General features: G+C 28.9%; 14 protein-coding genes and 1 other annotated feature. Of the genes, 6 read left to right on the top strand and 8 right to left on the bottom strand.

Annotated features, from left to right (window positions below; genetic code table 11):
• Positions 1–99: 99 nt before the first annotated feature.
• From B3630_RS16585 to B3630_RS16575, 3 genes are all read right to left on the bottom strand, one after another.
• The gene (locus B3630_RS16585) at positions 100–2,319 is read right to left on the bottom strand and encodes a heavy metal translocating P-type ATPase (RefSeq protein ID WP_346900093.1); all 2,220 of its coding nucleotides are present in this window, start codon (positions 2,317–2,319) and stop codon (positions 100–102) included.
• A 24-nt stretch (positions 2,320–2,343) separates the two neighbouring features.
• The gene (locus B3630_RS16580; protein WP_346868968.1) at positions 2,344–2,697 is read right to left on the bottom strand and encodes a metalloregulator ArsR/SmtB family transcription factor; all 354 of its coding nucleotides are present in this window, start codon (positions 2,695–2,697) and stop codon (positions 2,344–2,346) included.
• 192 nt (positions 2,698–2,889) lie between these two features.
• Complete coding sequence (locus B3630_RS16575) at positions 2,890–3,519, bottom strand: DUF1836 domain-containing protein (protein ID WP_346868969.1); 630 nt, start codon at positions 3,517–3,519, stop codon at positions 2,890–2,892.
• A 221-nt stretch (positions 3,520–3,740) separates the two neighbouring features.
• On the opposite strand from B3630_RS16575, the gene B3630_RS16570 reads away from it, so the two are divergent.
• The 3 genes from B3630_RS16570 (at position 3,741) to trhA (ending at position 5,677) form a co-directional block, all read left to right on the top strand.
• The gene (locus tag B3630_RS16570) at positions 3,741–3,908 is read left to right on the top strand and encodes an IS110 family transposase (RefSeq protein ID WP_346900091.1); all 168 of its coding nucleotides are present in this window, start codon (positions 3,741–3,743) and stop codon (positions 3,906–3,908) included.
• A gap of 268 nt (positions 3,909–4,176) precedes the next feature.
• A complete protein-coding gene (locus B3630_RS16565) occupies positions 4,177–4,614 on the top strand; it encodes an IS110 family transposase (RefSeq protein ID WP_346900097.1) in 438 nt (145 codons plus the stop codon).
• A gap of 406 nt (positions 4,615–5,020) precedes the next feature.
• Entirely contained in the window at positions 5,021–5,677 is a 657-nt protein-coding gene (gene trhA, locus B3630_RS16560; protein WP_346900089.1) for a PAQR family membrane homeostasis protein TrhA, read from the top strand.
• A 75-nt stretch (positions 5,678–5,752) separates the two neighbouring features.
• Here the strand turns inward: trhA and B3630_RS16555 are convergent, their stop codons facing one another.
• From B3630_RS16555 to B3630_RS16545, 3 genes are all read right to left on the bottom strand, one after another.
• The gene (locus B3630_RS16555; protein WP_346900087.1) at positions 5,753–6,325 is read right to left on the bottom strand and encodes an FUSC family protein; all 573 of its coding nucleotides are present in this window, start codon (positions 6,323–6,325) and stop codon (positions 5,753–5,755) included.
• 91 nt (positions 6,326–6,416) lie between these two features.
• Complete coding sequence (ade, locus tag B3630_RS16550) at positions 6,417–8,114, bottom strand: adenine deaminase (RefSeq protein WP_346900085.1); 1,698 nt, start codon at positions 8,112–8,114, stop codon at positions 6,417–6,419.
• Positions 8,115–8,209: 95 nt separating this feature from the next.
• Positions 8,210–8,863, bottom strand: a complete 654-nt coding sequence (locus tag B3630_RS16545; protein ID WP_346900083.1) for a ribonuclease H-like domain-containing protein — start codon at positions 8,861–8,863, stop codon at positions 8,210–8,212.
• A 230-nt stretch (positions 8,864–9,093) separates the two neighbouring features.
• Between B3630_RS16545 and B3630_RS16540 the strand changes: the two genes are divergently transcribed.
• The 3 genes from B3630_RS16540 to B3630_RS16530 are packed head-to-tail and all read left to right on the top strand — an operon-like array spanning position 9,094 to position 11,272.
• A complete protein-coding gene (locus tag B3630_RS16540; RefSeq protein ID WP_035133006.1) occupies positions 9,094–9,321 on the top strand; it encodes a FeoA family protein in 228 nt (75 codons plus the stop codon).
• A 1-nt stretch (position 9,322) separates the two neighbouring features.
• Entirely contained in the window at positions 9,323–11,101 is a 1,779-nt protein-coding gene (gene feoB / locus B3630_RS16535; protein WP_346900081.1) for a ferrous iron transport protein B, read from the top strand.
• 15 nt (positions 11,102–11,116) lie between these two features.
• Positions 11,117–11,272, top strand: coding sequence for a FeoB-associated Cys-rich membrane protein (locus B3630_RS16530; RefSeq protein ID WP_346900079.1), 156 nt, complete (start codon positions 11,117–11,119; stop codon positions 11,270–11,272).
• A 68-nt stretch (positions 11,273–11,340) separates the two neighbouring features.
• Here B3630_RS16530 and argS read toward each other — a convergent pair whose 3' ends face one another.
• Both argS and B3630_RS16520 read right to left on the bottom strand, forming a co-directional pair.
• Positions 11,341–13,035: an arginine--tRNA ligase gene (gene argS / locus B3630_RS16525; protein WP_346900077.1), complete on the bottom strand. Its 1,695-nt coding sequence runs from the start codon at positions 13,033–13,035 to the stop codon at positions 11,341–11,343.
• Between the two features lie 80 nt (positions 13,036–13,115).
• Positions 13,116–13,374, bottom strand: a binding site (T-box leader).
• 143 nt (positions 13,375–13,517) lie between these two features.
• Positions 13,518–15,098: an ABC-F family ATP-binding cassette domain-containing protein gene (locus tag B3630_RS16520; RefSeq protein WP_346900075.1), complete on the bottom strand. Its 1,581-nt coding sequence runs from the start codon at positions 15,096–15,098 to the stop codon at positions 13,518–13,520.
• Between the last annotated feature and the right edge of the window lie 110 nt (positions 15,099–15,208).

Genomic DNA, 15,208 nt, shown 5'->3' with positions numbered 1-15,208 from the left:
ATGCTGGGCGCACTTAAAAAACCCTTTAATGCTAAAATCATTAAAGGGTTTTAATATGTTTTAATTTTCTATTCTAGTATTTTTAGGTTAAACTTTTATTTATTCTTCCATCTTCATAGATCTCATAGCATTTAATACAGCTATTATTGTAACTCCCACATCTGCAAATACCGCCATCCACATATCGGTAATTCCTAGCGCTGTTAATACTAAGACTATAGCTTTTATCAATAAGGAAAATACTATATTTTGAACTACAATTTTTTGCGTCTTTCTAGCTATTTTTATAGATGTAGATATTTTTTCAGGATCGTCAGTCATAATAACAACATCAGAAGCTTCTATAGCTGCACCTGAGCCTATTCCCCCCATCGCTATCCCTATATCTGCTCTAGCTAATACAGGAGCATCATTTATTCCATCTCCAACAAATACTAATCTTCCCTTCTTAGAAAGATCATTATATATTTTTTCTACTTCACTTACTTTTTCATGTGGCATTAATTCGGCTCTAGTCTCATCAATGGAAATAACCTTTGCAACATATTCAGCAATTGTTTTATTATCTCCAGTAAGCATAACAGTTTTTTTAATTCCTAATTCTTTTAACTTTGCAATAGCCCTAGGCGAAGTATTTTTTATTCTATCAGAAATCACTAAACTTCCTACAAAATTATTATTTACTGCAACATATATAATAGTACCTACTTCATTTGATTTTACGTATTTAATTTCAAGCTCTTCCATAAGCTTATAATTTCCTGCATATATATATCTATCACCAAAGTATATTTTTACACCTTTACCTGTAATCTCTTCATAACTCTTTATTCTACTTTTATCAATAATAGCCTTTGTACTAATTTTTTTATAGGATTCTACAATAGATTTTGCAATAGGATGATTAGAATATATTTCAGCATATGCCGCATATTCCATTAACATGTCCTCTGTAATGAATCCATAAGGAGTAATTTTTGTAACTTCAAAGCTTCCTTCTGTTAATGTACCTGTTTTATCAAAAATCACCACTTCCGCTTTGCTCAATGCTTCAAGATAATTTCCTCCTTTGACAAGCACCCCACTTCTAGATGCTCCTCCAATCCCACCAAAGAAGCTTAAAGGTATTGATATTACAAGGGCACAAGGACAAGATACAACTAAAAATGATAGTCCTCTATATAACCAGATATATAAATCTTCACCCATAATTAATGGTGGTAAAAAAGCTAGTAGAATAGCTAATATAACCACAATAGGAGTATAGTATCTAGCAAACTTTGTTATAAACTTTTCTGTTGGTGATTTTTTACTTGAAGCATTTTCTACTAATTCAAGAATCTTTGATACTGTAGATTCACTAAATTCCTTAGTTATTTTAACTTCAATAGGAGAAGTTTTATTTATAGATCCAGCTAAAACTTCATCTCTTTCCTTAACTACTCTTGGAACAGACTCTCCTGTTAAAGCAGAAGTATCTATTTGAGAATCCCCCCTTACTATAACTCCATCTAAAGGAATTATTTCACCTGGCTTAACAATTATTATTTCACCAATGCCTACCTCTTCTGGAGATACTGAAGATATATCCCTGTTATTTAATTTTAAATTTGCATGGTCTGGACGAATATTCATTAACTCTGATATAGAATTCCTAGATTTATTAACTGCTAATTCTTGAAAAAACTCTCCTACTTGATAAAATAGCATTACACCAATAGCTTCTGGATATTCACCAATTAAAAATGCACCAACTGTAGCTATACTCATTAAAAAGTTCTCATCAAAAACTTGACCTTTTATTATATTTTTACTAGCAATAAGCAGAATATCTCCACCAATTACTAAATAAGCAGCTATAAATAATAATAAACTTACCATATCCTTAGTTAATACTCCAGCAACTGCAAAAGAAATTCCTATAATAAATCTTATTATTTGTTTCTTCTTAAATCCTTCTCCATGATCATGGTTATGATTATGAACATGCTCATCACCATGAGAATCCTTATATGTAACATTTTCTTCCTTGACTTTATTATCATTTGAATTAGAATTAACACTTTTTTTATTTATAATACTTTTATCAATTTCTTTAACTCTAACTCCATGTTCAATTCTAGTAGATATACTTTCCACATCATCAAATATTAGCTCTTCACCAATGCCATCTTCAACCTCTAAAATAGCTTTTGATGTCACAGAGCTGACTACAGCACTTTGTACGTAAAATAATTGATTTAGTTCACGTTCGATTTTCAAAGCACAATTTGTGCAATGTAATCCTTGAATTTCATAAAGCCTTTTTGTTTGTCCCATTATTTTACTCCCCCTATTAATAGTTTATTCATTAACGTGGCTAAGTCCTTTATAGAAAATATCTTTAACATGATCATCATCTAAAGAATAATATACAACTTTTCCATCTTTTCTTGATTTTACAATCCTAGCTAGCTTTAGTACTCTTAATTGATGAGATATTGCAGATTGTGTCATATTAGTTAAAGCTGCTATGTCGCAAACACAGGCTTCTGTATTTAATAAAATATTTAATATTCTAACCCTAGTAGGATCTGCCATAGACTTAAATAAATTTGAAAGTTCTTCTACTGTAGTATCATTTAAAGTTTTGTCTTTTAATTTTTCAGTAACTTCATCATGTATGCAAACTTGCATACAAACCTCTTCTTTATACATATATTACATACTCCTTTCATGTGAACATTTGTTCATATGTTTATATTATTCTCATTTCTTTTTTTTGTCAATACTTCTTAAATAATATATTTATTTAAGAATTTTATATAGTTTATAATATAAATATTAATTATAAATTTACACCCCAAAAATAAAATGACTGTCTACAAAGGCAGTCATTTTGTTTTTAATTCATTCATTAAAATAAGTATCTATCATCTTCTCTGCAATTCTTTTATTTAAGGAAGCTGAATTTAAAAGTGTTAATATAATCAATAATATTTTTTTATAATCCTCATAATTTTTATTAGTTTCTTTTTCACATAAATTAGTTGTATCATTGACAATTAAAGTTAAGAATTCTTTTTCTTTATCAATTTGATTTTTCTTTAATGAAAGATACTCATTATATATATTACTTAATTCAAAATTTGATTTTTCTTCTGATAATACTTTTATCATAGGGGTAAATAATTTTTTTATATCACCTATAGACAAAATTTGTTTTAAATCATAAATCAAAATCATTAAAAGAATATGATCTTTAGAATATTTTTTATTTTTATTTTGAAAAAGTAATTTGTCTTTAGAATAGTTATTTATCATAGTCTTGGTTAAAATCTTGTCCGCAGGGTTTCTTTTTATATGCTCTAAATTATTTTCAAATAATTGAATTACCTGATCCATATATAAATCAATATCTGGTATTTTATTGATATTAATCCTATCATCTAAATTCATATCAATTAAAAGTTTTTCTAAATTCTCTATATTAAAGTTCACATAATCACCTTGTATAATGAACTCATAGTAAAAATTCATTATACTTTCCCTTTCATAATAATTTTTATTATACTTAACATAAGACGCTGTGGATTAGTTCAATCACCTATAGCTAGACTATTTAAATTGAGGATATAACCACAGCTTTATGCTTATTTGTTAATTAGTTAGATAACGCATGACATTTTATATAGAGCAAGGATACATTTAGCATAAAGTTAGTGGAACATAGCGGACTAATTTAAAAAGGAGTTGTTCTTATGCTTTATGTCGGTATTGATGTGGATAAAGACAAACACGATTGCTGCATTGTAAATTCAGATGGAGTTATTATTAATGATTCTCTACGTATATGTAATTCAAGTGAAGGCTTTGAACTACTATTCCCCTGTATCATATCAAATTCAAGATCTAAAGTCACTAACTAGACATCGCTATAGAATGATATGATATCGATCAAGGCTGAAAATATCAATAACTAGACTCATAGATATAATCTTTCCTGAATTACCTAAACACATTTGGTCAATTCATCAAAATTCTTCTTATTGCCTCCTAACGGAGTTGTCAAATCCGAAGGATATTGCAAGTTGTCATCTAACTAAGTTAACTAATATTCTTAATAAATCCTATCAAGATCGCTATGGTAAAGCTAAGGCTATTGAAATAAAGGAAGCAGCTAGTTGTTCAATTTGCATGAGCGTAAGCTCTTTATCATTCGAACTTAAGCAAACCATTAGGCTAATTCAGTCAGTTCAAACAGAAATTGCTGCTTTATATATCCAAATAAAGAAAGTTGTTATTGAAACAAACACTTCACTAATGACAATTCCAGGTATTTCATCCACTTTAGCTGCTATTATTCTATCTGAAATTGGAGATATCGATAGATTCACAACTCCAGCAAAACTCTTAGCCTTTGCTGGTTTAGAACCTTCTACATACCAATCTGGTAAATATAATGCTTCGTATACACCAATGGTGAAACGAGGTTCTACATATCCGCGTTGGGCCATGCTAACGGCATCAATGACAGTTACTATGAGAGATGAAACTTTTGATTTATACCTTTCGAAGAAACGAGATGAATGTAAACATTACTACGTTGCTATGAGTCATGTAGCCAAAAACTAACCCGTACCATATTTTATCTTTTAAAAACTAATAATGCATTTGTTCCACAAATGTAATCCAATAAATTATTTTTAAAAGCAACATTCAAGTTGCTTTATTTGTCATGCAAATTTTTAGGCCACTAACAATTAAGAAATTTATATAAAAATTATATTGACTTTATATAGTTAGTCTCTTATGTATATTTTCTTTTATTATAATATTATTATTAATAGTAGTAAATACTATTATATATAAATATACATATTAAAATTATACTATAGTAACTTAAACTTAATTAATAATGATAATTAACACATTTTTAATAATTATCATATGTATTTATATAATAAATATGATATAATATTAATATGATAATACATAGTATTTAAAACTATATTACCCGATAAATCTTAGGAGGTATATTATGACTAATTTAAAATTTAGAGAACCCTTTAGTGGATTTTCCCATATGGTAGGAGCTATAATTTCTTTATTGGGTTTATGTTTCTTATTATTTGCCCAATTTCATAGTAATAATTACAACATATATACTTTAATATCAACTGTTATATTTGGAATAAGTCTAATTCTACTATATACAGCTAGTAGTGTATATCACCTTATCGTAGCTAAAGATTCAATAATAAATATTCTTAGAAAGATTGACCATGCAATGATATTTGTATTAATAGCAGGAACATATACACCTATCTGCCTAGTTTTATTAGAGACACCAATTAGATACTATATGCTGGCTATAATATGGGCTGTAGCTATAATTGGCATTCTTTTTAAATTATATTGGATTAATTGTCCTTCTTGGTTATCTTCTACTATTTATATCGCTATGGGATGGATGGCTATATTCATTTTTAATCCTCTTTCAAAAGTGGTATCTAGTATAGGACTTTCAATATTAGTATTAGGAGGAGTATTATATACCATAGGTGGAATTATATATTGCTTAGAAAGAAAAGGAAACCATAGAACTTTTGGTGCACATGAAATATTTCATATTTTTGTTCTACTTGGAAGTTTTACTCACTATTACTTTATTTATAGGTATGTATTTAATTTATAACATTTAATTAATAAAATTTGTGAAAATAAAAACTACTGATTAATTAATAAATTATATCAGTAGTTTTTACTATTTTTACTCTTTTATATCTATTTTTTCAGGAACTCTCATAATAAAATTTTCTATATCCTCATCATACTCATTCTCCGATTTACCCTTAGCAAATTTAGAATCTGAGGGTGGAGATATAATGTAATTAATTATTATCGATATGACAATTCCAACAATAGTATCAACGGTTCTTTGAAAAGCGTACAAAACTATATTTTCACTAGTCATAGTAATCATAATTACACAAAATACAACACAAGCCATAGATATAGAGTCTTGCCATTTTAATATATTAAGTAATGTTATCAAAAGTACCATTCCTAAAAAGAGCAGAAATATGTTACCTGGATCTATTAGAACAGTTATAATGCCTATTAATCCTCCTATTATAGTACCAAGCACCCTTGCAATTCCAGCATTAATTCCCTTCTTCACTGTGGTTTCCATAGAAATTAAGGCACCTGTAACTACAAAAAATGGTGATTGAAGATGAAACAATTCGGCTACAATTACACTTATTACTGCGGCTAGAGCAGTTTTTATATTTCTCATACCGATATATTTCTTAAATTTATATATAGAGTTTAAGTTATTCAAGATTACAATCTCCTTAATTAATGTTGTTCATTTTTAAATTATGTAAAAAGTATTATTAATATTATATATAACTTGTAATATTGTGTCATCACTAATTAAAAGAAAGATCAATAAATTTAAATAACTCATATGAAAATAACCCTTTACTTGTAAGCTTTACCTGTGGAATTACTGGTAAACTCATAAAAGATAAAGTTATAAATGCATCTATATCAGGTTTTAACCCATAGTTCTTTACTAATCTATTTAAATTTTTTAACTTATTATATACATAATCTATAGGTAAATTAGTCATCAATCCTCCTATTTCTAAGGGCAGACTATCAATTAGTACACCCTCACTTACTATAGTAATTCCTCCACCTATATCAATTAACTTGTTTACTGCCTTGCACATATCCTTATCATTATCTCCTATAACTATAATATTATGAGAATCATGTGCTATACTTTGAGCTATAGCACAGTTTTTAATACCTAATCCCGATAAATATCCTAAGGAATAATGATTAGTATTTTTATGTCTTTCGAAAACTCCTATTTTTAAAATATCTTCGTATTCACTCATATCTAAATATCCATCTATAGTTTTACTAGATTTCACTAATAACTTAGTTTCAAGCGATCCTTGAGTTACACCAATTACATTTACTTTGCTTCCATTAGATAGTATTCTAAAATCCTCCTCTTTTAGCTTTTCTATATTCATAGTGTTTTCACTTTTAATAATGTAAGATAATTTATTATAGTCATCTATTACTCTACCCGACTTAATAACTTTATAAATATCTACCTCATTTAAATCATTTAGAATAACCATATCAGCCTTATATCCTGGTGCTATAGCTCCTTTATCTTTTATTCCATAACATGTGTATCCATTATAACTTCCCATTATATAGGCTTTTATAGGATCCATACCACTTTGTATACTGAGTTTAATAGCATTATTTATAGATCCCTCTTCCACTAAGTCCTCTAGGTGTCTATCATCAGTGCAAAATAAAAATCTTCGAAAATTCTTATTGCTAACTGCAGAAATTAAATCCTTTAAATTTTTAGCAGCAGAACCTTCTCTTATAAGAATATACATACCTAATTTTACTTTTTCTAAAGCTTCTTCCTTTGAAGAACATTCATGGTCAGTTCTTACACCTGATAAAATATATTGATTAAGATATTTATAAGAAATTTGAGGCGCATGACCATCTATGATTTTATCTTTAAATACATTCAACTTATTCATCATGGACGGTGCTTGCTCTATTACAGAAGGTATATCCATTACCTCACCAAGACCTATTACTTCTGGTTGATCAATAAACTTAGATAAATCTTCCGCACTTAAAGTAGCACCATTTTCTTCAAAAGATACTGCTGGTACACAAGAAGGCATCATAAAATATATATCTAAAGGGCTTCTTTGCGCACTATCTAGCATGAAATATATCCCATCAATTCCAAGTACATTGGCAATTTCATGCGGATCAGCTACTACTGTAGTAACCCCATTGGCTAAAGCTACATTTCCATAAGATTCTGGAGTTGTCATTGAAGATTCTACATGAATGTGTCCATCCATAAACCCTGGACATATAACTTTAGAACTACAATCAATCTCCTTAATCCCTTCGTATGAACCAATTCCTATAATTGTGTCATTAATAATTCCTATATCTCCCTCTTCTATTTCTTCAGTAAATACATTAATAAATTTTCCATTTTTAAGTACTAAGTCGCATTTATCATTCCCTATAGTAGCACCTTTTCCTTTTCTTAATATTTCCATAATACCCCCTAAATTTGTAAATACTAAATACACTATATAGAAAACTATCTCATAGAAAAATACAAATTTATATTCTTCTATGAGATAGTTTTTAATTACTCTGTCCTAATATATTTATTCCATTGAGTATATATATGAAATAAACTAACTACATCCTGCATATTATACAAAAGAATTTTCTCTTTTTTTTCTATGGGCATTCTTGAAAAATACATATCATCTTTCATTATCTTACCAAAGGTTTTAGCCAATGTTGAGCCACTTATGACTTCACTTTCCCTAACAATGTCACATTCACTCTCTAGTGCTTTAAGGCCTATTGACTTCTGTTTAACTTGTTCATATTTTTTTTGTAAATCTATACTTTTAAAATATTCTTCCACAGTATAATTAAAATTATATTTTTTAAACAGATAATCAATTACTAGATAATCATTATTCCCTGAAAAAGTAACAACATATTCTTTTTTGAAAATATTTCTCATATTTTCAAAATATTCTTTAGCCAAGGCAAGAATTTTCTCAAGTTCATACTTATTTTCAATCATATACTGAGTAATTACCAACTTATTATTTTCTTCGTCATAATATCCTGCTCCAAAGACCCCTATGCATATAGGTTTCTTATAAACATAATGTTCTAAGTCAAAGAAAACTGATTTTTTATAAAGTTCATTATCTCCGCTAATATTTAGACTTTGTTTAAATTTATCTTTTTCAATGTCTATAGTACTTTCTTTAACTATCACCTTACCACTCATTTCTTTAATAGGTATTGTACTTTAAATAAACCTATATATAATTATATGTACTATAAAAATATATAATTATATTATACCATAAATAAATCCCTTTTATCTATATTATACATCCGTTTTATGTATTTTATTAATATATATTTTAAGTTGACATTGGTTATCATTTAGAATATAATAATACCATATATATTGATAATTATTTTCATAAAGGAGTGATATTCATGAATGTTTTTAATTTAAAACCTGGTGATAAAGGTTTAATTAAAGAACTTGCATGTGATGATAGATTAGCTAAAAGATTATTAGCTTTAGGATTTGTTGAAGGAACAGAGGTTTTAGTTAAGAAAACCGCTCCTTTAGGAGATCCAATTATTATAAATTTAAGAGGGACAGACCTTGCAATTAGAAAAAAAGATGCTGAATTAATTTTTATTAAGGAGGCAGTGTAATATGAAAACCATTGCCCTTATTGGTAATCCTAATGTAGGAAAAACAACTTTATTTAATGCACTAACAGGTTCTAACCAATATGTAGGTAACTGGGCAGGTGTAACTGTAGATAAAAAAGAAGGATATTTGTCAAAGGATATAAAAATTGTTGACCTACCAGGTATATATGCAATGGATACCTTTTCTAATGAAGAAAAAGTGTCTAAAAACTTTTTGTATACTGATGAAGTAGATTTAATTATAAATATAATAGACGGTTCTAATCTTGAGAGAAACCTTTACTTAACCTCTCAATTAACGGAATTTAATAAGCCTATTTTATTAGTCGTAAATATGATAGATGTAGCAGAAAGTAATGGAATTCACATTAATTATTCCGATTTATCTAAAGAATTAGGTGTGAATATTATGGCTATATCTGCTTCTAAAGGTGAAGGTGTAAAAGATGTTAAGGATTTTCTTATCAATAACTTTTCCTTTAACTCTATAGATAAAACTATTAATTCTAAACATGAGTTTAATAAAATGAACGAAAAAGAAACCTATGGATATATAGAAAACATTCTGAACAGATGTGTAGAAGGAAAAAAAACAAATATTAATACTATTACTGAAAAATTAGATTCTATCGTGCTTAATAAGTTTTTGGCTTACCCTATATTTTTAGCAATTATGTTTATTATATTTAAGTTTACCTTTGATTGGGTTGGTGGGCCACTGCAAGAATTAGCTGATAAACTAGTCAATGAAGACTTTGTATCTTTAATAGAAATACCTCTAGCTAATACATCCCCTTGGTTTAAATCATTAATAATTGATGGTATCATTGGTGGTGTTGGTTCAGTAATTGTGTTTCTTCCAATTATATTAACTCTATTTGTAGGGATTAGTTTCCTTGAAGATAGCGGTTATATGGCTAGAACAGCATTTATTATGGACAAGTTAATGAGAAAATTAGGACTTTCAGGAAAGGCCTTTATACCTTTAATAATGGGCTTTGGATGTTCAGTACCAGGAATAATGTCTGCAAGAACTTTAGAAAGTGAAAAAGATAGAAAGTTAACAGCTCTGATTATTCCTTTTATGTCTTGTAATGCAAGATTACCTGTATATGCCCTATTTGCTGGTGCACTTTTTGCAGGCTATGAATCATTAGTCATTTTCGGATTATATTTCTTAGGACTTATAGTAGCCTTTATAATGGCGTTTATATTTAAAAATACTTTATTAAAAAAAGACGAAGAACCCTTTATCATAGAATTACCTGAATACAAACTTCCTGAGTTTAAAAGTTTAATACTTCATACTTGGGAAAAAGGTAATGGATTTTTAAAGAAGGCTGGAACTTTAATATTCTCTATATCTGTTCTAGTATGGTTCTTATCAAACTTTAATATGAGTGGAATGTCTGAAATTAACGAAAGTTTCCTTGCATCTATAGGTAACTTCATATCTCCAATTTTTGTTCCACTAGGCTTTGGTACATGGGAAAACGCTGTGGCACTTTTAACTGGGCTCATGGCTAAAGAAGTAGTTATAGGAACTTTAGGAGTACTTTATACTGGTGATTTAGCTAATAGCATAGCTACAACATTTACAATAGCCAGTGGTATTTCTTTCTTAGTATTTACTTTGTTATACACACCATGTGTTTCTGTTATAGCTACCTTTAAGAAAGAATTTAGTGGAAAACTTGCTGTATTCTCAGTTGTATATCAATTTATTGTAGCATGGATTTTTTCATTTGGAATATATCACATAGCTTCACTGATATTTTAAAGAGGTGATAATATTTTGGAAATAATTATAACTATAATTATTGTTGTATTAGCCATCTTTATTCTTTTTAAAAATTTAAAGAAAAAATCTAAAGGATGTAATTGTGGTAGTTGTACCTCTAAATGTCCTAATTATGTTAATTCAATAGAAAAACATGAAGATGATAAATAACACAATAAATAAAGAAAATCCCTTGGATGATAAATTGTCCAAGGGATTTTCTTTATATTAATCTTTTATTACATTTCATCTACTGTTTCAAGACCTATAAGATGTAATCCATTTTCTATTACTTGAAGGGTAGCCTTAACTAAAGCTAATCTGGTATTCTTTGTTACTTTGTCCTTCGAATTAGATATATTTATAGAATTATAGAATTTATTAAAAGCTTTAGCTACATCTATAGTGAATCTTGTAATTATACTTGGTTGTAGTTTATCCAAAGCCTGCTTAATAGAATTATTAAACCCAGATAAAGTTTTAACTAGTTCAAACTCTTCCTCTGAAATAAGCTTACCATAATCAACTTCACCAGTGCCTTCTCCTAATTTTCTTAAAATACTCTTTCCTCTAGCATAGGTATATTGAACATATGGTCCAGTCTCTCCTTCAAAACTAAGCATTTCATCCCAATCAAAGATTATGTCTCTCTCTCTCGAGTTTTTAAGATAAGCAAATACAACAGCTCCAATTCCTACCTTTTTAGCTACTTCCTTTTTATTTTCTAATGTAGGATTTTTATCATTTATTATTTCTTCTGTTTTAACTACAGCTTCGTTTAACAAATCCTCAAGGAATACTACATCGCCTTTTCTTGTAGAAAGCTTCTTATCTGGGAAACGAACTAAACCAAATGGTACATGTATACAATCATCAGCCCAATCATAGCCCATCTTTTTAACTGTACTAAATACTTGTTTAAAGTGAAGGGATTGATCCTTTGCAACTACATATATATTCTTATAGAAATCATAAGTTTTCTTTCTATAGAACATAGCTGCTAAATCACGAGTTGCATATATTGTGGCTCCATCTGCCTTCTTTATTATACAAGGTGGAATATTAAGCTCCTCTAACATAACAACCTTAGCACCATTACTTTCCGTTAATAACCCTTTAGATTCTATTTCATCAATGACAGCGTCCATTTTATCTTGATAGAAGCTTTCCCCCGCAAAAGAATCAAATTTAACATTTAACATTTCAAATAACTTATCAAATTCCTTTAAACTTAAGTCTTTAAATTTAGTCCAAAGCTTAACTTCTTCTTCATTGCCATCCTCTAGAAGCTTAAAATGCTTTCTACCTTCATCATCAAGAGCAGGATTTTTTTCTGCTTCATCATGAAATTTTACATAAACCCTTAACATTTCTTTAATTGGTTCTTCCTCTAAAGCCTTCTCATCACCCCAATGATTATATGCATATATAAGTTTACCAAATTGTGTTCCCCAGTCTCCTAAGTGGTTTATTCCTATAGCATTATATCCTTGAGAATTGAATATTTTATAAAGAGAGTTACCAATCATAGTAGTATATAAATGTCCTACGTGGAATGGCTTTGCAATATTAGCTGAACAATATTCAACAATTACATTTTTGCCTTCTCCTTCTTTTGTACTTCCATAAGTCTCTTTCTCATTTAATACTTTTTCAATGATTTCCTTCATAAAATCATTTTTAGCTACAAAAAAGTTTATATAAGGTCCAAAAGCTTCTATTTTTTCAAATCCATCTAAATTACCAAGTAATCCTTTTAGATCTTGAGCTATCATATTTGGTGCTTTCTTCATAGATTTTGCTAACTGAAAACACGGGAATGCAAAGTCCCCCATTTCTGGTTTTGGTGGGTTTTCAACAAGTCTTTCTATTGTTTCCTTTTCCATATCTATATGCTTACATAAATTTTCTGCTATTATATTTTTATACTCCATAATAAATCCTCCTTTTTATTTCCAACTCTTTTATTTATTAAAATTTCAAAATTCATATAAAAAACCGTCTCTTTCCATTGGAAAGAGACGGTTATACACCCGTGGTACCACTCTAATTGACTTTTTAAAAAAGTCCACTCATAATTTTAACGCTTTTCACGACTAACCCTACTAAGTAACCCTTTTGGGCAGCTTCTCCAAGGTTCTCTTCCTAATTTATTATAAATAAATTTCCCTACAATTACTTGTTAAGATTCTTTTATTCTTGTGAAGCTCACACCAGCCTCCACTCGCTTTAAGAATTAATAAAGAAAGTACTGTCCTTTTCATAGAATTTCCATATTAAATTTTATTTTATTTGTATTATAAATAAATAATGGCAAAATGTCAACTAAATAAATCAATATTTATACAAACTAAATGTTAATTTATTCATATAATGCCTATCTACTACCAAAGTAATTTTTATATCAACCTAATCTCTATTTTAATTCTAGATACTCATCATAAGTCATATTCTTATCAATTACACCACCATGAATAATTTCTATTATTCTATTTGCAACAGTATTAATAAACTGATGGTCATGGGATGTAAATAATATAGTTCCAGCAAAGTTAATTAATCCATTATTAACTGCTGTTATGGATTCAAGATCTAGGTGGTTTGTTGGCTCATCTAAGATTAGTACGTTAGCTCCACTTAACATCATCTTTGATAGCATACAACGAACTTTTTCTCCTCCAGAAAGCACAGATGCTTGCTTTAATGCTTCTTCTCCTGAGAATAGCATTCTTCCAAGGAATCCTCTTATAAAACTTTCCGCCTTTTCTTCTGAAAATTGTCTTAACCAATCTACAAGATTTTGATCGCAACCCTCAAAGAACTCTGAGTTATCAGATGGGAAATACGATTGAGATGTAGTAATCCCCCATTTATAGCTTCCACTATCTGGTTCCATTTCACCCATCAATATTTTAAATAAAGTGGTTTTAGCAATACCATCACCTAAAAATGCTACCTTATCATTCTTATATATCATAAAACTTACATTATCTAAAACTTTAACACCATCAATAGTCTTACATAAATTCTCAACAACTAGCAAATCATTACCAGCTTCTCTATCCGCTTTAAATCCTACAAATGGATATCTTCTTGAAGATGGCTTAATATCATCAAGCGTTAATTTATCTAATTGCTTCTTTCTACTAGTTGCTTGCTTAGCTTTTGATGCATTAGAACTAAAACGAGCTATAAAGTTTTGAAGTTCTTTAATTTTTTCTTCTTTCTTTTTATTCTGATCCTTAGACATTTGTAATGCTAATTGACTTGATTCATACCAGAAATCATAGTTACCAACATACATTTGAATTTTTCCAAAGTCTACATCAGCCATATTAGTACATACTTTATTTAGGAAGTGTCTATCGTGGGATACCACAATAACAGTTCCCTCAAAATCCATTAAGAAATTTTCAAGCCAAGCTATAGATTTAATATCTAAGTGGTTGGTAGGCTCGTCAAGTAAAAGAATATCTGGATGACCAAATAAGGCTTGTGCAAGTAAGACTTTAACCTTCTCTGAACCATTTAAATCCTTCATTAACTTGTAATGTAAATCTTCTGTTATCCCAAGTCCTTGAAGTAATGTAGCTGCTTCACTTTCCGCTTCCCAACCATTAAGATCTGCAAACTCGCCTTCAAGCTCAGAGGCTCTTATACCATCTTCATCACTAAAATCTTCTTTAGCATAAAGAGCATCCTTTTCATTCATAATTTCAATTAATCTAGGATGACCCATAATTACAGTTCTTAGTACTTCTTCTTCATCATAAGCAAAGTGATCTTGCTTTAAAACTGCTAATCTTTGTCCTGGTGTTATATTAACTTCGCCTGTATTAGGTTCTATATCTCCTGATAATATTTTAAGAAATGTAGACTTTCCTGCACCATTTGCTCCTATTAATCCATAACAATTACCTTCTGTGAACTTAATATTAACATCCTCAAAAAGTTTACGTCCTCCGTATCTTAAACTAACTCCTGTAGTACTAATCATAACGTTACCTCCAATTATCATTAAAAAAGTCTTACCCATTGGGTAAAACCTCTTGAACTTTTCTTTAAAACATACGATTACTATTATAACATAGATTTATATTTTATACT

It is taken from the genome of Clostridium sp. UBA7503 (assembly GCF_002477055.1).
Classification (GTDB): domain Bacteria; phylum Bacillota; class Clostridia; order Clostridiales; family Clostridiaceae; genus Clostridium_J; species Clostridium_J sulfidigenes.
This window is presented reverse-complemented; position numbering and strand designations above follow the sequence as displayed.